The organism is Bradyrhizobium sp. LMG 9283 (genome assembly GCF_045571415.1).
Lineage (GTDB): Bacteria > Pseudomonadota > Alphaproteobacteria > Rhizobiales > Xanthobacteraceae > Bradyrhizobium.
The window spans coordinates 1,289,572-1,307,789 of sequence record NZ_CP120691.1 but is presented as its reverse complement, the minus strand read 5'-3'; the positions used below and the strand labels follow the sequence as shown (position 1 = coordinate 1,307,789).

19 protein-coding genes are annotated in these 18,218 nt (G+C 63.4%); 8 read left to right on the top strand and 11 right to left on the bottom strand.

Annotated features, from left to right (window positions below; translation table 11 throughout):
- Positions 1 to 277: 277 nt before the first annotated feature.
- Complete coding sequence (locus P6U29_RS06120; protein ID WP_407116773.1) at positions 278 to 2,038, top strand: ABC transporter ATP-binding protein/permease; 1,761 nt, start codon at positions 278 to 280, stop codon at positions 2,036 to 2,038.
- 342 nt (positions 2,039 to 2,380) lie between these two features.
- Here the strand turns inward: P6U29_RS06120 and ltrA are convergent, their stop codons facing one another.
- The gene (gene ltrA, locus P6U29_RS06115) at positions 2,381 to 3,778 is read right to left on the bottom strand and encodes a group II intron reverse transcriptase/maturase (protein ID WP_407119254.1); all 1,398 of its coding nucleotides are present in this window, start codon (positions 3,776 to 3,778) and stop codon (positions 2,381 to 2,383) included.
- A 519-nt stretch (positions 3,779 to 4,297) separates the two neighbouring features.
- Positions 4,298 to 5,308 (bottom strand): TorF family putative porin, encoded by a 1,011-nt coding sequence (locus P6U29_RS06110; protein ID WP_407116772.1) that lies wholly within the window; start codon positions 5,306 to 5,308, stop codon positions 4,298 to 4,300.
- A 114-nt stretch (positions 5,309 to 5,422) separates the two neighbouring features.
- Between P6U29_RS06110 and P6U29_RS06105 the strand changes: the two genes are divergently transcribed.
- Entirely contained in the window at positions 5,423 to 5,632 is a 210-nt protein-coding gene (locus tag P6U29_RS06105) for a hypothetical protein (RefSeq protein ID WP_407116771.1), read from the top strand.
- An 80-nt stretch (positions 5,633 to 5,712) separates the two neighbouring features.
- Here P6U29_RS06105 and P6U29_RS06100 read toward each other — a convergent pair whose 3' ends face one another.
- The 3 genes from P6U29_RS06100 to P6U29_RS06090 all read right to left on the bottom strand — a co-directional run bounded on the left by P6U29_RS06100 (position 5,713) and on the right by P6U29_RS06090 (position 8,716).
- Positions 5,713 to 6,075 carry a histone gene (locus P6U29_RS06100; RefSeq protein WP_407116770.1) on the bottom strand — a complete coding sequence of 121 codons (363 nt, stop codon included), beginning with the start codon at positions 6,073 to 6,075 and terminating at the stop codon, positions 5,713 to 5,715.
- 83 nt (positions 6,076 to 6,158) lie between these two features.
- The gene (gene glcF / locus P6U29_RS06095) at positions 6,159 to 7,481 is read right to left on the bottom strand and encodes a glycolate oxidase subunit GlcF (protein WP_407116769.1); all 1,323 of its coding nucleotides are present in this window, start codon (positions 7,479 to 7,481) and stop codon (positions 6,159 to 6,161) included.
- Positions 7,478 to 8,716, bottom strand: coding sequence for an FAD-binding protein (locus P6U29_RS06090; protein ID WP_407116768.1), 1,239 nt, complete (start codon positions 8,714 to 8,716; stop codon positions 7,478 to 7,480). The genes glcF and P6U29_RS06090 overlap by 4 nt, the downstream gene beginning before the upstream one ends.
- An 823-nt stretch (positions 8,717 to 9,539) precedes the next feature.
- Here P6U29_RS06090 and P6U29_RS06085 point away from each other — a divergent pair.
- From P6U29_RS06085 to P6U29_RS06075, 3 genes are all read left to right on the top strand, one after another.
- On the top strand, positions 9,540 to 10,244 hold the full coding sequence (locus P6U29_RS06085) for a ferritin-like domain-containing protein (protein ID WP_407119253.1): 705 nt from the start codon (positions 9,540 to 9,542) through the stop codon (positions 10,242 to 10,244).
- Positions 10,245 to 10,313: 69 nt separating this feature from the next.
- Positions 10,314 to 10,565 (top strand): hypothetical protein, encoded by a 252-nt coding sequence (locus tag P6U29_RS06080; protein ID WP_407116767.1) that lies wholly within the window; start codon positions 10,314 to 10,316, stop codon positions 10,563 to 10,565.
- A 348-nt stretch (positions 10,566 to 10,913) separates the two neighbouring features.
- A complete protein-coding gene (locus tag P6U29_RS06075; protein WP_407116766.1) occupies positions 10,914 to 11,249 on the top strand; it encodes a putative quinol monooxygenase in 336 nt (111 codons plus the stop codon).
- 315 nt (positions 11,250 to 11,564) lie between these two features.
- Here the strand turns inward: P6U29_RS06075 and P6U29_RS06070 are convergent, their stop codons facing one another.
- Complete coding sequence (locus tag P6U29_RS06070) at positions 11,565 to 13,058, bottom strand: FAD-linked oxidase C-terminal domain-containing protein (RefSeq protein WP_407116765.1); 1,494 nt, start codon at positions 13,056 to 13,058, stop codon at positions 11,565 to 11,567.
- 261 nt (positions 13,059 to 13,319) lie between these two features.
- Here P6U29_RS06070 and cycA point away from each other — a divergent pair, with 261 nt between their 5' ends.
- Positions 13,320 to 13,715 carry a cytochrome c-550 CycA gene (cycA, locus tag P6U29_RS06065; protein ID WP_407116764.1) on the top strand — a complete coding sequence of 132 codons (396 nt, stop codon included), beginning with the start codon at positions 13,320 to 13,322 and terminating at the stop codon, positions 13,713 to 13,715.
- An 18-nt stretch (positions 13,716 to 13,733) separates the two neighbouring features.
- Here the strand turns inward: cycA and P6U29_RS06060 are convergent, their stop codons facing one another.
- A complete protein-coding gene (locus P6U29_RS06060) occupies positions 13,734 to 14,690 on the bottom strand; it encodes an alpha/beta fold hydrolase (RefSeq protein ID WP_407116763.1) in 957 nt (318 codons plus the stop codon).
- Between the two features lie 327 nt (positions 14,691 to 15,017).
- Between P6U29_RS06060 and P6U29_RS06055 the strand changes: the two genes are divergently transcribed.
- Positions 15,018 to 15,200, top strand: a complete 183-nt coding sequence (locus P6U29_RS06055; RefSeq protein WP_122400925.1) for a hypothetical protein — start codon at positions 15,018 to 15,020, stop codon at positions 15,198 to 15,200.
- Between the two features lie 7 nt (positions 15,201 to 15,207).
- Here P6U29_RS06055 and P6U29_RS06050 read toward each other — a convergent pair whose 3' ends face one another.
- The 3 genes from P6U29_RS06050 to ykgO form a co-directional block, all read right to left on the bottom strand.
- Positions 15,208 to 15,468 (bottom strand): hypothetical protein, encoded by a 261-nt coding sequence (locus P6U29_RS06050; protein ID WP_407116762.1) that lies wholly within the window; start codon positions 15,466 to 15,468, stop codon positions 15,208 to 15,210.
- Positions 15,469 to 15,592: 124 nt separating this feature from the next.
- Positions 15,593 to 16,225, bottom strand: a complete 633-nt coding sequence (locus P6U29_RS06045; RefSeq protein ID WP_407116761.1) for a tetratricopeptide repeat protein — start codon at positions 16,223 to 16,225, stop codon at positions 15,593 to 15,595.
- Between the two features lie 110 nt (positions 16,226 to 16,335).
- Positions 16,336 to 16,461 carry a type B 50S ribosomal protein L36 gene (gene ykgO / locus P6U29_RS06040; protein WP_006611362.1) on the bottom strand — a complete coding sequence of 42 codons (126 nt, stop codon included), beginning with the start codon at positions 16,459 to 16,461 and terminating at the stop codon, positions 16,336 to 16,338.
- Between the two features lie 312 nt (positions 16,462 to 16,773).
- Here ykgO and P6U29_RS06035 point away from each other — a divergent pair, with 312 nt between their 5' ends.
- Positions 16,774 to 17,658 carry a 4-hydroxyphenyl-beta-ketoacyl-CoA hydrolase gene (locus P6U29_RS06035; RefSeq protein ID WP_011090280.1) on the top strand — a complete coding sequence of 295 codons (885 nt, stop codon included), beginning with the start codon at positions 16,774 to 16,776 and terminating at the stop codon, positions 17,656 to 17,658.
- Between the two features lie 353 nt (positions 17,659 to 18,011).
- Here P6U29_RS06035 and P6U29_RS06030 read toward each other — a convergent pair whose 3' ends face one another.
- The gene (locus P6U29_RS06030) at positions 18,012 to 18,161 is read right to left on the bottom strand and encodes a hypothetical protein (RefSeq protein WP_407116760.1); all 150 of its coding nucleotides are present in this window, start codon (positions 18,159 to 18,161) and stop codon (positions 18,012 to 18,014) included.
- Positions 18,162 to 18,218: the final 57 nt, after the last annotated feature.

The following is an 18,218-nucleotide window of genomic DNA, read 5'->3' as shown; positions in this document are numbered from 1 at the left end:
GCGTGGAGAGCCGGTCCTGCTTGACGCTGGAAGCGATAACCCCCGAGCTGGACGCGGATTCCTCGCGAATGCAGCGGTTCCCGTCCGCTCACAAGCTCGCGAAATCCCTGAGCACCCCGCCCCGCGCCGTCGAGCCCCATGCTAGGGTTGCAAGCTGCGACAATCCAACGCAATTTGCAGGTCTTGCGACTTTAGTCTAAGCGCGCCCGTTTTCGCCATTGCCTCAAGTCTTTGGCTCAGGGCATTTGTGCACATCCCCTCGAGGAGACAGAGCTCTGTGAAGAACATCAGCGCCACGCTCGCGATCGTCTGGCGAATCGCCGCCCCCTATTTCCGATCCGAGGACAAATGGGCCGGCCGCGGCCTGCTCGCCGCCGTGGTCGCGATGGAGCTGGCGCTGGTCGCGATCGACGTGCTGGTGAACCAGTGGCAGAACCGGTTCTACAGCGCACTCCAGACCAGCGACTGGGACAGCTTCGTGAGGGAGATCTGGATCTTCGTCGCGCTCGCGTTCACCTATATCGCGCTGGCCGTCTACAAGCTTTACCTGAACCAGTGGCTCCAGATTCGCTGGCGGCAATGGCTCACTCGGCATTATCTCGGTGAATGGCTCGGCGGCGCCACGCATTATCGCATGCAGCTCAAGGGCGATGCGGCCGACAACCCGGACCAGCGCATCACCGAGGACGTCAAGAACTTTGTCGAGCAGACCCTGACCATCGGGCTCGGCCTGCTCTCGTCGATCGTGACGCTGTTCTCCTTCGTGATCATCCTTTGGGGCCTTTCCAACGCGGCGCCGCTGCGCCTGTTCGGCACCGATCTCATGATCCCCGGCTATCTGTGCTGGGGCGCGCTGATCTACGCGATCTTCGGCACCGCGCTGACGCACTGGATCGGCGCACCGCTGGTCAACCTCAATTTCGAGCAGCAACGTTACGAAGCCGACTTCCGCTTCAACCTCGTCCGCGTCCGCGAGAATTCCGAGCAGATCGCGCTGCTCAGAGGTGAAGGCGCCGAACGCGCCCGCCTGCTCGATCGCTTCGGTTTCGTGATCGCCAACTGGTACGGCATCATGAGCCGGACCAAACGCCTCACCGCGTTCACGGCCAGCTACCAGCAGGCCGCAGTGATCTTTCCCTACGTGCTGGTGGCGCCGGCCTTCTTCGCCAAGAAGATCCAGCTCGGCGACATGATGCAGACCGCATCCGCCTTCTCCAGCGTCCAGGGCGCGCTGTCGTTCTTCGTCACGGCCTACCGGTCGCTCGCGGAGTGGCGCTCGATCGTTGCGCGCCTCGATGGCTTCGAGATGTCGGTCGAATCGGCGGCGAACCTGCCGGCACATGAGCCTGCCATCGCCCTGGAGGTCGCCGGCGGCCGTCATATCGACCTCGAGCAGCTCTGCGTGAACCTGCCCAACGGCACGCCGCTGGTGGCCGCCAAGGCCTTCACGATTCGGTCCTCGGAGCGCGTGTTGGTGACCGGACCGTCGGGCTCCGGCAAGTCCACGCTGTTCCGGGCCATCGCCGGCATTTGGCCGTTCGGTACCGGCACGGTTGTCATCCCGGCGAAGGCAAGGCTGATGATGCTGCCGCAGCGGCCCTATTTTCCGGTCGGCGTGCTGCGCGATGCCGTTGTCTATCCCGCAGCGCCCGGCGCGTTCGACGCCGCGCAAGTGCGCGACGCACTGATTGCGGTTGGGCTGCCTGACCTCGCCGGACGGCTGGACGAGGACGGTCACTGGAACCGGATGCTGTCGCTCGGCGAGCAGCAGCGCCTGGGGCTTGCGCGCGCGCTGCTGCATGCGCCGGACTATCTGTTCCTGGACGAGGCGACTGCCTCGCTGGACGAGCCGTCGGAGGCCCGGCTTTACCGGCTCCTGGCGGAGAAGCTGCCGCAGGCCACCATTGTCTCGATCGGCCACCGCTCGACGCTCGACGCCTTCCACACGAGGAAGGTCGCCTTGGTCAAGGATGGTGCGATCCACGTTGTCGGCAAGGGCCGTGAACCGGTCGAGGCGGAGCCGACCGCCGCGCCCTGAGGCGCAAAGGGGCGCGGCGCCCGCCTCCTCTCGTATCCCGGACAAGCCGCAACGCCCTTCAGCGTTGAGGCGCAGAGCCGGGACCCAGGTGTCGGACTCCAGAAGAATGGGCCCCGGCTCTGCAGCGCACCGCTGAAGGAGCGCTGCGCTGCGTCCGGGTCACAACGACGCTGCAAACGCAATCACGGAGCGTGAGGCGTCAGCGCCGGTCTCCAGCCCCGCACTTCGCACTCTCGCCCCGCGGTCGAGCATCCTTCTCACCAGCCCCAATCGGGTAGGAGGAAGCCTCGCGGCTTCCCCCTCCCACACCACCGTACGTACGGTTCCGTATACGGCGGTTCGTCAAGCACGATTGAGATGGCGGTGCAGTTCGATGAGAGACGGCAAGCCGAGTTGCGTGAAGAAGGCGGCGCGATAGGCATCGTTCATGTGGCTGGCCCCGGCGTTCCACCAGGGGCCTCGGCCGTTGGAGGCCGACCGCCATGCCCGCTCCGGATCGAGCCCGCGTTGCATCAAGCGCTTGCGGCGTGTCCGCGGTCGCTTCCACTGGCGCCAGAGGACGCAGCGCAATTTGCGCCGCATCCAGCCGTCGAGCTCCTCGAACACCCCTTTGGCCTCCGCCAGCCGGAAGTATTGCAGCCAGCCGCGCAGGATGGGGGTTAGGGCTCTGACAGTCGATGCCAGGGTTCGTCCGCGCCCTTGGCGCAACGTCGTCCTCAGCTTGCTCCGCAACCGCTGCACACTCTTGGCCGCGACCCGCAGGCGCGGTTGCTTGTGAGCGGTCATGGTGTAACCGAGGAAGGTACGCGCCCAGGGATGGTCAACAGCACTCTTTGCTGCGTTGACCTTGAGCCGCAGCTGCTCGGTCAGGAAGCGCGTGATCGACGCCATCACCCGCTCGCCGGCCCGCCGCGTCCGCACATAGATGTTGCAGTCGTCGGCGTAACGGCAGAAGGCGTGGCCTCGTCGCTCGAGCTCCTTGTCCAGGTCATCGAGCAGGATGTTCGACAGCAGCGGTGACAGAGGACCGCCTTGCGGCGTGCCTTCGCTCCGTGCCGTCGTGATCCCACCCGTCATCAATCCAGCCTGCAGGTAGCGGCGGATCACCCGCAGCACCCGCCTGTCCGCGACCCGGCGGGCCACTCGTGCCATCAGCACATCATGGTTCACCCGGTCGAAGAACTTCTCCAGATCAAGGTCGACGACGAAGCGTCGGCCCTCGGCCACGTGCGTTCGCGCGGCACGCACCGCATCGTGCGCGCTGCGCCCCGGACGGAAGCCGTACGAAGCCTTGGAGAAGCCTGGATCGAACAGCGGCATCAGCACCTGATGCATCGCCTGCTGGATCAACCGATCCACCACCGTCGGGATGCCCAATTGGCGCATCCCTCCACCGGGCTTGGGGATTTCCACCCCGCGCACCGGCTGCGGCCGATAGCGGCCTTCCAGCAGTTCTTCCTTGATGCGCAGCCAATGCTCCTTCAGATACGGCTGCAACTGCTCCACAGTCATCCGATCGATGCCCGCGGCGCCCTTGTTCGCCACCACCCGATGGTAAGCCGCCATCATGTTCGCTCGGCTGACGATCTTCTCTATCAGCCGCACTTCCACCTCCGGAGGGGAAGGTTGCGATCTTGCCGCGATGTTTGATGCACCCGCCTCCTGCTCTGGCGGCTTCCGGCCGCTGCCCTCGGAGCGGGCATGACGCATCTCAGCGCCATCGTCTGCATCTGCTTCCACCAAGACCGGCCTCCTCCGGTACTCGACGTTCGGCCCTTCACCGGCTTGGTCTGCCGGCTACTACGGCCTCTGCTGACTTCTGCCGCCCCATCCCGACGCCTTGCGGCGCCGGTAGCACACCCGTTGCCGGGGGCAGGACGACAGATCTCCCAGGGTTAGTCGCGTGACCTTCGTGCCATGTACCTGTCGCATCTACGGCCGCATCCTCCGGGTGATATTGGGCTTCGGGAATTCTTGCTCCCTCGCCCGGATGCGGACGCCTCCTATGCGCTTCCTGTTCGTCAGGCCGGCACTTTGCTTACAGCTTCCTTCAGACCCCGCCTCGCGACGACGCCCTTGCTGTTCGGCTAACGGTTCCCATCACCAGGGTCCGTAGAGGACTCTCACCTCCAAGTCATCGATCGGACACCACTCCAATCAAATCGCGCCAGTCACGGCGCTCCGCGCCATGCCTGGCGCACAAGCAAAAGGGCGGCAGATCACTCTGCCGCCCTCGTCAAGTCGTCTCGGTTAGAAGACTTACTTCAGGTTGCTCATCGCCGTCAGGTCGAACGAGAGCTTGGCGACGCCGGCCGCGCTGCACCAGTTGGAGCCGAAGCCGCCCGGATTGATGGGGGTGAAGCTGCCGTCGAACTTCGCGGTGTAGTCGCTGGTGAAGGCGTTGCAGTCGCCCTTCTTCAGGTCGGTGTCGTAGTAGCGAAGATCGAGCGTGAACACCTTGTAGGTAAAGCCGACGCCGACGTTCCAGGTGTTGTAGCTCGGCTCCTTGATGCCGTTCGCATACACCGGATCGCCCGCGATGCCGTAGAAGATGTCGGAGGTGCCGAGCCACTGCCGGCCGAACTCACCGGACACGTACATGCCAACGCCACTGGCACCGAAGATCGTGCTCGGCGCGGTCCACTTGGCGGTGATCGAAGCGTAGTTGCCCCAGGCGCCGAGGTTGAGGAAGTTCGGCGAGTAGTACTCGTTGAAGCCGACCGTCCATTGGTCGTTGATGGCGATGTTCAGCTTGGCATAGGCCTCGAAGAAGCTCGCGTCCTTCTTGGCGAAGTTGCCGTTGATGGGAAGGCCGATGGCGCCCTGGGAGTAATCGATGTCGGTGCCGCAATTGCCCTGGGCGAGGGTGCCCTGCGAGCCGAAGCAGCTTCCGCCCGGATAGAGGTAACCCCAGACACCGAAGTCGAAGGCGAACATGCCGAAGGTCGGGCGGATACCGCCGTAGATGTCGACCTCGGCCGCGGCGCGGTTCGGGAACGAGATGCTCGAGGCGGAGGTACCGATGTAAAGCTGCAGGTCTTTGTTGACGTTGTAACGCGGCTCGAAATAGGCCGTGACCGACGGCTTATGGTTGGACTGGGTGACGCCGCGGAAGATGTAATCGCTCATGATGCCGGCGCCGAAGGCGACATCCCAGGGATCGAAGGCCGGCGGCGGCGGGGCTTTCAGCGCCTTCACGCGCAAGTCCGCCGCGAAAGCCGAACCCGTCACCATTGCCAGCGCCGTTGCCAACAAAACCACTTTCTTCATTTCGATCCCCATCGCCAGTTCTTAGACCCCAGTCGGATCCCGGAAGCCCCCCGGGGCGCTCGACCTGATTGCAAATGTCATCGCTGCGGCAATTTGGATTGGGGGATATGAACCGTGAAGCAAAAAGCGCGGGCATCTGCCGACTTTTTAGGCGTTTTGACAATTCCACGAAAGGTTGTCAGCCTGTGTGGCTTCCCGATCACATTATTTGCATTCCAAAATGCACAGAAGGCCCGTGTAAGCCCGGGGATCATCGGGCAGCGTGATACCCAGGCAACGAATCAGACTGCCGCCGGGAACAGCGCGACCAAACCCGCTTTGTGACGATGCAAAAAGGCCGCAGCACCTGGCGCCGCGGCCCTTCTGTTTGCAGATCCTTCCAAGGGCGACGAGAGGCCGAGGCCCTACCCCTGTCCCTCGGCCGACGCCGATTCCGCAGAAGACGAAGGCATCGCCCAGCTTGTCTCGGCGGCAGGCTCGGGAGCCGGAGCCTCTGCCGGTGCTGAGGGCTTCGGAGCAGGCGCTGCCTTCGCCTTCTTCGGTGCCGCTTTCTTCGCGGCCTTCTTGGGAGCGGCCTTCTTGGCCGACTTTGCCGCAGCCTTCTTCGGGGCTGCCCTCTTGGCAGATCTCTTTGCAGCTTTCTTCGCAGTCTTTTTGGCAGACTTTTTCGCGGACTTCTTGGCTGTCTTCCTCGCGGTCTTCTTCGCCGCTACAGCCTTTTTGGCCTTTTTGGCCTTCTTGCTTTTCTTCTTCTTCGCTTTCGCCATCGTGGTCCTCCTGTTGCCGCCGAACAATGGTCGATCGGACGTCGTTGCGCCGTCACCTCCGGACGAAAGCTCAGCTTTGAAACTCAAGCTTGCGCGTTCAATGCCGGCCGCGATCCGCCCGTAGCCCAATCGAGAAGCTCAATCGTGTGTACGACCGGAACTGACGTGCCACTGGCAATCTGCACCATGCAGCCGATATTGCCCGCGGCAATCATGTCCGGCTTGACGCTCGCGATGTTGGCGACCTTGCGATCGCGCAACCGACCCGCAAGCTCGGGCTGGAGAATGTTGTAGGTCCCCGCCGAGCCGCAACACAAATGGCTCTCGGGTACATCTTTCACCACGAATCCATTCTTGGAAAGCAATTCTTTCGGAAGGCCTGTGATTTTCTGCCCGTGCTGCAACGAACACGCGGAGTGATAGGCGACCACGATGTTGTCCTGTCTCGCAGTCGTCGCGAGTCCGAGGCCGGCGACGTATTCGGTGATGTCCTTGGCGAGCGCCGACACCTTCGCCGCATCGGCCGCGAACGCGGCGTCCTCGCGCAGGAGATAGCCATAGTCCTTGATAACCGTACCGCAGCCGGAGGTCGTCACCAGGATGGCGTCGAGCCCCTCGCCGGCTGCTTCCGCGCTCCACGCCGCGACGTTGGCGCGAGCTCGCGCCAGCGCATCCTCATCGTTGCCGAGGTGATGGGTCAGCGCCCCGCAGCACTGCTCGTCCCGGACCAAGACGACCTCGATGCCATGGCGGGTGAGGAGACTGATTGCGGCCTGGTTGATCCGCGGCGCCAGCACCTGCTGGGCGCAGCCCTGCAGCAGCGCCACACGCCCGCGCTTCTTCCCGAGCGCCGCGAATACGCTGCCCGGGGCAGGCCCTGCGGGCGGCAGGCGGTTCGGAGCCAGCGCCAGCATTGCCTTGATGCGCTGGATCAATCCGGGCGTCGCCGAAGGCCGGGGCGTCGGCAGCAAGACGCTCAGCGGACGGGCCAGCCGCGCCAGCCACATGCTGATGCGGAAGCGCTGCGGGTCCGGCAGGACGAAGGCCAGCACCTTGCGCAACAGCCGCTCGGCCAGCGGCCGCTGATAGCGCTGCTCGATCCGGACCCGGGCCTGGTCGACGAGATGCATGTAGTTCACGCCGGAGGGGCAGGTCGTCATGCAGGCAAGGCAGGACAGGCAGCGGTCGATATGCTTGACCACCTCGGCGGTCGGCACCTGATCCTTCTCCAGCATCTCCTTGATCAGGTAGATGCGGCCGCGCGGGCTGTCGAGTTCGTCCCCGAGCAGCACATAGGTCGGACAGGTTGCGGTGCAGAAGCCGCAATGGACGCAGGCGCGCAGGATCTTGTCGGCTTCCGCGATGTCGGGGTCGGCGAGCTGCGCGAGTGAGAATTCGGTCTTCATTCAGCAGCGCTCCGCGTGAGCCGCCCCCGGTTGAGAATGGTCTTCGGATCGAAGCTGGCGCGCACCCGCTCGCTCAGCGCGGCAATGCCCGGCGCCAGTGGATGGAACACATCGACATCGCGCCTGACCTCCTCGGCCGCCCGGATCAACGTGGCATGTCCCCCAACTGCATTCGCGCGCGCACGGACGACCGGTGCATGCGCGTCCGGCTTCGGTGGCAATGCCGCCCAGATCAGCCCGCCGCCCCAATCATAGATCAGGTCGCCGCCGGTCTCGCGCGCCAATTGGGTGCCGAGTGCCGCGCCCGAGGCCGGCGGACAGACGATCCGCCACACTGGCCAGGCGCCGAGCGCGCCGCCGGTCGCGAAGGGCAGCACATCGCGGATCGCGGCCCATAGCGCGGCAGATGCGACATCCTCGATCAACGTCGCGGTTCCAAACGGCGCCAGCAATTCGCGCAGCGAGCCGGCGCGGTGCGCGGCAGATGCGGTGATGCCTTCGAGCCGCAGCACGGTCAGCGCCTCGCCCTGGCCCACGATGTCGACCAGCCCCTCGGTCTCGGCCCGGAATGCCGATTTCGGCACATGCGCGGCACCGGAGACGTCGAAGGGTGAGCCAAGGGCCGCAGTCATGGCTTTGTTGGCGGCGGCATCCTCTAACCCGCGCAGCAACAGCGTCCGCTCGGCCTCCGGCTTCGGCATCACCTTGAGCGTGACCTCGGTCATCACCGACAGCGTGCCCCACGACCCCGCCAGGAGCTTGCAGAGATCGTAGCCGGTGACGTTCTTCACCACCTTGCCGCCGGTCTTGAAGCTGTCGCCAAAGCCGGAGACGGCATGCGCCCCGAGCAGATGATCACGCGCCCCGCCCGCCCTGATCCGCCTTGGACCGGCGAGCCCGGCCGCGATCATGCCGCCGATGGTGCCTGATACCGGGGTGCCGAGCAGCGGGGCGGTGTTCATCGGCTCGAAGGCGAATTGCTGGTTCTTGGCATCGATCAGCGACAGCACGTCGGCAAGCGGCGCCCCGGCCTGGAGCGTGACGATCAACTCGTTCGGCTCGTAGGAGGTGACGGCATTGAGCGCGGAGACGTCGAGCACGGCGTTGGTTGCCGTGGCGTGGCCGATGCTGCGCTTGCTGCCATGGCCGATGATCTCGAGCGGCTGCTCGTTGGCAATCGCCGCGCGCACCACCTCTTCGACGTCTTTGGCGTCTCTGACCTTGAGCGTATCCACGGGAAAAGGCGGTAGCGAAATTCGCGCGGGAAATCAATTCGACGCATGGCTCGCGCCCCACCTCCCAAAGGAGGCGCCTTGTCTCTTCCTCACCGTGCCAGCCGGCCAGAGCGGTTGCGGTCTTCTGGTCGTGGCGCAAACGGAAGCGAAGCTAAAGCGGAATGGCATTAGGCTGAATCGATTGCCGCAGGCTCGCTCACTTCTCCCGCTTGCGGGAGAGGCGTAGGCCGCCTCTGGCGGCCGTCATCTCAAGACACGCCGAGGCAAAGCCTCGGCTATGGCGACGCGCCGGGTGAGGGCTTTTTCCTCTTGGGGATTGTCCCATTGCGGAAGCACCCTCTCCCCAACCCTCTCCCGCAAGCGGGAGAGGGAGCACACCGTCGCCTTCGCGGCTATCGACCTCATCTCATCACGCTTTAGAGGAGGCAGACCGCGTTGCCGAGATCCTGCGCCGCTTCGTCCCGCAGGCGCAACGCCAGTCGGGCATCGAACCGGTTAGGAACGGACGCAAGCTCTCGCGTTTGTCATGCATTCGGCGCGCCAGCGCGAAGCAGGCGGAAATGGGCTGGGCGAGCTGCAGCTGCTGTAAGGCGCGTCCACAATCACCACGAGGAGGAGGTTTGCCATGAACGTGGAGCGATTTCGTGTCTCCCGCCGGCAATCCGTTGCCGGTTTATCTGTCCTGGGCCTGAGCGGGCTGCTGATCCCCACCGCCCATGCGCAGCACAAAACACAGAAGCACCAGGAAACCACGGGCGTGGGAATACATGCCGCTGAAGTGAAGGATGAGGACATCTTTCAGTTCGCGCTGAACCTGGAATACATGGAGGCTGAGTTTTATCTGCGCGCCACGACCGGCAAGGGGATCGACGATTCTGACGCTGGACCCGACGCCGCGAGGGTCGCTGGCGGACACGAAGCCAAATTCGACAGGAAGGAAATCCGCGAATTTGTCGAGGAGCTGGCCGAAAACGAGCTTGCCCACGTGCGCTTCTATCGCAAGACGCTGGGCAGGATGGCGGTATCGCGCCCAGCCATCGATTTCGATGCGGGCTTCAAGGCAGCCGCCCAGGCAGCCGGTCTCCCCGCCGATTTCGATCCGTTTGCCGATGACATGAGTGTCCTGCTGGGCGGCATGCTGTTTGAGGACGTCGGCGTGACGGCGTATGCCGGGGCAGCGCCGCTGATCAAGAGCAAGGAGTTCGTCGAGGCTGCGGCGGGCATTCTGGCCGTCGAGGCGTACCACATGGGGATGGCGCGGTCGCAGCTCTATTTGATGGGTGAAAAGGCCTGGAATGCGGCCAACGCCATCTCCGACGCCCGGGACCGGCTCGACGGTCGTCAGGACAAGGATCAGGGCATCCAGATGAACGGCAAAGCCAATGTCGTTCCCTCAACGCCCGATGCCATTGCGTTCCGCCGCACGCCGCAGGAGGTGCTGCATATCGTCTATTTGACCGAAAAGCAGGGTGTCAGCCAAGGCGGGTTCTACCCGAACGGAATGAACGGCGTGCTCAAGTCCACCTGAGTTCTCGACTGGCCGTTCATGGAACTGCGCCCTTTTCCAACGCGTGCTTCCTTCAGAGGAGGAATGAACATGAAGAAGATGATTGTTGCACTTTCTGCCATCGCCCTCATCGGCGCTGCGCCGGCCGCATTTGCACAAGGCGCATCGACCAAGTCGCCGGGCCATGAGATGCAAGTCAAGGGATCCAAGAAAGGCCATCCGGGAGCATCCGGTTACGCTCCGGGACATAAGAAGCAAGCCACTGGCTCTAAGAAAGGTTATCCCGGCGCTTCTGGCTACGCTCCTGGTCAAACCACTGGAACAAGCAAGAGCGGCTACTGACGATCGTCTCGCAACTGCGAATAGCAGACGCCGCCGCGGTCTCAACCCGGCGGCTTTTTCTGTGCGTGATCCAAATGCGACCATGAGGGTTGCGAACGTTGGCGGCCTCCCGAGTGTGGCGCTTCCCTCATCCTGCAGCTCGCGCAGCGAGCGTCTCGAAGGATGAAAGCCGAGCTGCAACCGCTGAGCCTTCATGGGTTCGAGACGACAGCGTCGCGGTCGCTCACGGGATCTGGAGTGTACGTCGGCCTCCGCCCCTGCAACATCCGCACTTCGATCATCATCGAACCATCTTCACCCGAGACTTCGCTACCGATCGCATGGTTCTCGTCCCAAAGGAGCTCCATCATGAACGAACAGGCAATGAACCAACAAGCCGTCCATCAGGCAGTCGGCGGCGGACTTCTCGTCGTGGCCCAATGGGAAGCCAAGGCCGAAGAGGCCGACCGGGTTGCCGAGATCCTGCGCGGCTTCCTCCCGCAGGCGCAGGGCGAGCCAGGCGTCAAGCTGTTCCTGATCAGCCGCGCCAAGGATAATCCGGCGCAGTTCCTGTTCTACGAGCTGTTCCGCGACGAAGCCGCCTTCAAGGCGCACCAGGAAAGCGCACATTTCAAGACCTACATCGCGGGACAGGCACTGCCGTTACTGGCGAGGCGTGAGCGGGCGCAATACGAGCTGGTGTGAGGGCCCGTTTCCCTCTCCCCTTGTGAGAAGTTGGTGAGACCTTCGGCCGCCGTTCTCAGAACGCCGAAGCGGAGCTTCGGCTACGGCGCCGGATGAGGGGTATCTATCCGCGAGCACAGATATCGTAGGCTGAGGCAAAGCGAAGCGTGTCCACCACTTCGACTGGAGAGCTGGATCGATGATGGGCACGGCGCAAGTGCGCCTTTGCCCATCCTACGATTCGGGACACGCAGAGAGATACCCCTCTCCCGTCTCGTCGCTCTGCGGGGAGCCACCCTGTCCCACAAGGGAGAGGGTGCACCGTCACCGCGGCCTTCAGAACCGGGGAATATCCGGAAACGCCAGCTTGCCCGCATGAACATGCATGCGGCCGAGCTCGGCGCAGCGGTGCAGGGTCGGAAATACTTTTCCGGGATTGAGCAGGCCCTGCGCGTCGAAGGCGCATTTCAACCGCTGCTGCTGACTGAGGTCGATCTCGCTGAACATGTCGGGCATCAGGTCGCGCTTCTCGATGCCGACGCCGTGCTCGCCGGTGAGCACGCCGCCGAACTCGACGCAGGCGCGCAGAATGTCGGCGCCGAAGGCTTCGGCGCGCTCGATCTCACCGGGCTTGTTGGCATCATAGAGGATCAGCGGATGCAGATTGCCGTCGCCGGCGTGGAACACGTTGGCGCAGCCGAGCTGGTATTTTTCCGAGAGCTCGCGGATGCGGGCGAGCGCCTTCGGCAGCGCGCCGCGGGGAATCGTCCCGTCCATGCAGAGATAGTCGGGCGAGATGCGGCCCACGGCCGGAAACGCGGCCTTGCGGCCGGCCCAGAACAGATTGCGCTCGGCCTCCGAAGTCGAGATCTGGCAGGTGGTCGAGCCGCAGGCATTGGCGATGGCCTCGACGCGCGTGATCAGCTCGTCGACCTCGATCTTGGGACCGTCGAGTTCGATGATGAGGAGCGCTTCGACGTCGAGCGGGTAGCCGGCATGGACAAAGGCCTCCGCGGCGTGGATCGCGGGCTTGTCCATCATCTCCATGCCACCGGGAATGATGCCGGCGCCGATAATGCGCGCCACGCACTCACCCGCCGCCTCGACTTGCGCAAAGCCGACCATCAGCGCGCGCGCCGTCTCCGGCTTTTGCAGGATCCGCACCGTGATCTCGGTGATGACGCCGAGCAGGCCTTCGGAACCGGTGATGACGCCCATGAGGTCATAGCCGGCGCTCTCCGCCGACTTGCCGCCGATCCGCAGGATCTCGCCGTTCATCAGCACGATCTCGCAACCGAGCACGTTGTTGGTGGTCATGCCGTATTTGAGGCAATGCACGCCGCCGGAATTCTCGGCGACATTGCCGCCGATCGAGCAGGCGATCTGGGATGACGGATCGGGCGCGTAGTAGAAGCCGGCATGCGCGACCGCCTGGCTGATCGCCAAATTGGTGACACCGGGCTCGGTGACGACGACACGGTTGTCGAAATCGATCTCGCGGATGCGCTTGAACTTGCCGAGCCCGAGCAGCACGCCGTCTTCGAGCGGCAGCGCGCCGCCGGACAGCGAGGTGCCGGAGCCGCGCGGCACCACTTTGATACCCTGCGCGGCACAATATTTCAGGATGAGCGAGACCTGCTCGGTCGTATCCGGCAGCACCACAACCATCGGCGGCTGCCGGTAGGCGGTCAGCCCGTCGGATTCGTAGGCCCGCATCTCGGCCGCGCTGTCGATCACGCCCTCGCCGGGCACGATTGTGCGCAGCGCAGCAATGATCTCCGCGCGGCGCGCGAGCACCGCCTGGTCGCTCGCAGGCATCATGATGGCCATGACATATCCTTCCGGCTCGCGCCGCATGATCCAATTTGTCGCGGCAAATCAACCACGTCCGCGCCTATTTGGGTAGGCCATCCGAAAGTCTGATCGACGATCTGAGGCAAGTTCGCTCTGGGACAAGTAGGAAACCGTGAAACCTGTCATGGTTTGGTGGCTTGTCCAAGCCGAGCAGGCCTGCCAAAAGCGGCGGGTCGGCGATTGTTGACCAGGCAAGAGACTGACCAGACCCACCAGGGAAGAGACGAAGAGCACCCGATGACAAAACTGACTTTTGGCGCACTGACGATCCTCACCGTGATTGCCACCGCACCCGCCGCGATGGCGCAGGATGTCGCGGCCGGCAAAACATCGTTCAACAAGTGCCTGGCCTGCCACGCGATCGGCGAAGGCGCCAAGAACAAGGTCGGCCCCGAGCTCAATGGCCTCAACGGCCGCAAGTCGGGCACTGCTCCGGACTACAATTATTCGGATGCGAACAAGAATTCCGGCATCACCTGGGACGAGGCCACTTTCAAGGAATACATCAAGGACCCCAAGGCCAAGATCCCCGGCACCAAGATGGCGTTCGCGGGCATCAAAAACGAGACCGAGATCAACAATCTCTGGGCCTTCATTGCCCAATACGACAAGGACGGGAAGATCAAGCAGTAAGCATGCAAAAGGCGGCCGCTAATCGGCGGCCGCCTGCGCTGGGGCGATGTTGCCGATCATCGTCTCGATCTCCGCCTTCACGAGATCCGGCACGGCGTTCTGCACCATGTGGCCGAGGTCCGGCAGCACGATCAGTTTTGCATTCCGCACGGTCGCGGCAAAACGGCGCGCGTGGATGTCGGTCCTCACGGTCTTGTCCGGCTCGCCCGCGATGACCGTCACCGGCACGGAAATCTCGCCATAGCGCGCAACTTGCGCGGCGACCGACTCTTTCAGCGTCACCAGATCATAAGCATTGGCGATGAACTCGCGGGGGCGAAGCAAGAGCGGCGTCGCGGAGTCCTTGACGAAACCGTCGGGCATAGTTTGCGGCAGGAAGACGTTGCGCGCCCCGGATTCAGCGAGGACATAGCCGAGCGGCAGCGTGATCGTGTAGGCGAGCAGTGGACCGATCACGGGCGTTGCGATGATCTCGTTGTAGCGGCCGACACCGCCACGCCAGGGATGCGTGACGGGCGCGAGCATCACGAGACCGGCTACGCGGTGCGGGTGATCGAGCGCGATCCGCGCCCCGAGCGCGCCGCTCCAGGAATGCGCCACGAAGACCGCGCGATCGATCCCGAGCTTGTGAAGCGCCTCATCGACCATCCGCGCCTGGATCTGCGGCGTCGAATCCTGCCGCCGCCCGCGCGTGCTCCAGCCATGGCCGGGGCGGTCGATCAGAATGACGCGATGATCGTCGGCGAGGATGTCACCGAGTGGCCGGCGCATCGCTTCGAGATTGGAGCTCGCGCCGTGCAGCATCACGATCGGAAGCCCCGAATCGCGTGGGCCGATATCGACGACATGAAGCGTCGCGCCGTCGACCTCGATCATCCGCCCCTGCGGTGGATAGGCGCGTTGCACGAAGACGATCCCCGCCTGCGTGACCAGCGCCAGCAGAACCAGCGCCGTCATGACTGACATCACGATCATGGGGAGAATCCGGGTGATCCTGGGCACGGGGCAGTTACGGGTCTGACGGGTGGCAGTTTCGCCGCCGGCTTTCCACGCTTCCACCGAAAAGGCCGGGCTGTGGATATGTGCACAATCGCCAAACGAAATAATTCAATAAAGTCAACAACGATCCGAGAGAGTACGCAAGCCCCGCAACAGCTTCATGCAGGCGTCATCGCGGCTTCCATATAATCGCCATGGTCGGTTCGGCCATCTAGGCGCGGGTGGGCGCCGATCCTCCTCGCAACGTCGGGCGATGCGGGAAAGACCGGCAGGATTTGTCCTGATTTGAACCGGAGAATTTCAATGAACTTCAGATCGAACGACACTGCGATCGACGAAATCGTCGCGAGCTGCAACGGCGACCTGCGCGGTGCCGTGCGGGCGCTGCTCCTGATCAACGAGCACCTCGAGACCGAGCTTGCAAAGGCTTACGCCGCAGCCGCCGACCGCAGCCTCGTCGAGCGCGGCAGCAACGTCCTGCATTGAGCGCAGGTTAGTTCGTCCCGTCCTCTTCCTTTTCTTCCTCGGGCGTGACTGCAGGGCAAGCGCGGATCGTCGAACGGGCAAGCTTGGCATCGGCCTTGGACTTGTAGGGACCGTCGCCGAACCAGATGTCGCCGATGATGACTGGATTGCTGGTCACGATGGTGCATTTGCCGGTGGCGCGGTTGCCGACCACCCAGAACAGTCCGTCGGCGAAGCTCACCGTCCCCGACGCGAGCAGCAATACCGCTGCGACCACCAAACGCTTCATGGCTTTCGCTCCTGCCATGCAGGTAGGCCTGTATCAGGCCTCGCAATAGCCCTCGCGGTGCAACGCCTGCGATCGTGGTTAATCCACGCCGGCGGCGATCGCTCAAGAAATGATCGAGTTATAGCTAGATGTCGCGGCCTTCGACCTTCTCGGTCAGAGCCTTGACCTGATCGGGAATCTTCTCGAGGTGCGGATTGACGGCGAGCGCCTTGCGGTAGGCGTCAAGCGCGCGCTTATCGTCGCCGACCTCCTGCATGATCATGCCGAGGCCGGCGAGCGCCCCGAAATGGCGCGGCTCCCGGATCAGCACTTGCTGGATATCCGCGAGAGAGCGGCCATAGTCGTTCTGCATGTAATAGAGCGTCGCACGCCGGTTCCAGGCCTCGATGTAATCGGGCCTGAGCTTGATGATCGAATCCAAGAGCTTGATGGCCACGTCGATCTTCTTCGCGTCGACCGCGGTCTTGGCGCGTGACATCAGAAGCGCCGCCGTGTCGCTCGGGGTCTGGAGCCAGATCGCCCAGATCCGCGCCTCGACATGCTTGGCGCTGGCTTCATCGGGGGCCGCCTTCAGCGCGCCGAACAGGAAATCGAGATTTTTGCTGCGATCGACCTTGGGCAGCTTGGCCGGCGCTTCAGGCAGCTTCTTCTGCTTGCCGGGTGGCTCAACCTGCTGCGCCAGGGCCGGGGCCAGGCCGCCGGTTCCCAGCACGAGGGCTAGGCACAGGGTGCGCGCGAGGTGGAATCTGACTGCCATGGTGAAAGTCTAAACGCGCAAAGCCGCCCTTGCAAAGCAAAGGCGGCGTCAAACTCTCGTGTGAGACCGTGGTCTTGCGGAGCGCGCGAAAGGTGTCCGCTAGGGCAGTATCAGCCCTGGCGCGCCTTGAAGCGGCGCTGCACCTTGTTGATCACATAGACCCGGCCCTTGCGGCGGACCAGGCGGTTGGCGCGATGGCGACCGCGCAGCGATTTCAGCGAGTTACGGACCTTCATGGCAGAATCCTGAACGTTCGAAAGGCCGTGTTCGGCACTACCGTTTCGGCACGCGCGAATGTGGCAAAATGAGATCTTTCCCGCCGGCGGACCGACCGCCCGGGACGGGGCGGTTCTTAAGGCATGGGAGGACCGGATGTCAATGTTAACTGCCCCGCCCCGGCACAGCAAATTCGTGAAAACAACCCCATGCACAGTAGAAGCGGCCGAATCGGCCCGATTTTGTCGCCATGATCTCAAGGCCTTTCGACGACGCCTTGCCAAATTCGTTATATGATATAATCAATTCGGCAACCCGCCGGGAGGACACCCATGCCGAAGCTGAAGCTGCCCAACATTGATGATGTCGTCGCCATCGACATCCATACCCATGCCGAGGAGCCCTGCGGCTGCCATGCCGACGACGGCTACGACGACTTCCAGGCGCAGATGGCGGAATATTTCAAGTCGCCGAACAAGCATCCGCCGACGGTGCCGGAAACCGCGGCCTATTACCGCTCCAAGAACATCGCCGCGGTGATCTTCCCTGTCGATGCCGAGCGCGAGACCGGCTTCCGCCGCTACAACAATTACGAGATGCTGGAGGTCGCCTCCGACCATCTCGATGTCCTCATCCCCTTCGTCTCGATCGACCCGCACAAGGGCAAGCTCGGCGCGCGCGAGGCGCGCAAGCTGATCGAGGAATACGGCGTGCGCGGCTTCAAATTCCACCCGACCATGCAGGGCTTCTACGCCAACGACCGCATGGCCTATCCACTCTATGAAGAGATCAACAATGGCGGCGCGATCGCGCTGTTCCACACCGGCCAGACCGGCGTCGGCTCGGGCATGCCCGGCGGCATGGGCATGCGGCTGAAATACTCCAACCCGATGTACATGGACGACGTCGCGGCCGATTTCCCCGATCTCAAGATCATCCTCGCGCACCCCTCCTTCCCCTGGCAGGAAGAGGCGCTGTCGGTCGCGACCCACAAGCCGAACGTTTACATCGATCTCTCGGGCTGGTCGCCAAAATATTTCCCGCCGATCCTGGTGCGCTACATCAACTCGATCCTGCAGGACAAAATGCTGTTCGGCTCGGACTGGCCGGTGATCACGCCGGACCGCTGGCTGTCGGATTTTGCCAAGATCGACATCCGCGACGAGATCCGGCCGAAGGTGCTCAAGGCCAACGCGCGCAAGCTGCTGGGGATCTAGGCGCGTTCTCGTCGCTGCGCATTGAGGGCTTCGATCCCGTTGATCGAAGCCCTCACGCTCAGGCGAAGGCTTCAGACCTGCGCCCGGGCGAAGCCGCTCTGCACGTGGGGCACCGAGCACATGGCGGAGGTCAGCCGCGTCTTCGCCGAGCGGGAGGGCTGGAGCCGGCGAGGACATCAGCCAACTGTCTAGCTTGCGATGCTCTTCATCCAGGTCTGCTGCGCGCCTGATTGGAGCGCGTCGGGGCAACTCGCCCTGAGTCCGGCTTGGGCCACATCCCGACATACGGAAAACAGAAGCTGCGGCGCACGGCCCGAGGCTTTTCGTTCGTGAACTTCGTGATCACGCTGCCCTTACTTCTTCTTTTGCGGCAATGTCCGGAGCTTCACCGACTTTTTAGCAGCGTCTGCCTTCTCGGATTCTCTTGCCTGCGCAATCGCAAGATCACGCTTTTCTCTCTCTTCCGGGGTCATCTCTCTCAATTCCAGCGGCTTGAGCGGCATTCAATCCTCCTGTTCGCACAAAGGATAACATGGATAGCTGTCCCGCGTGTCGATTTT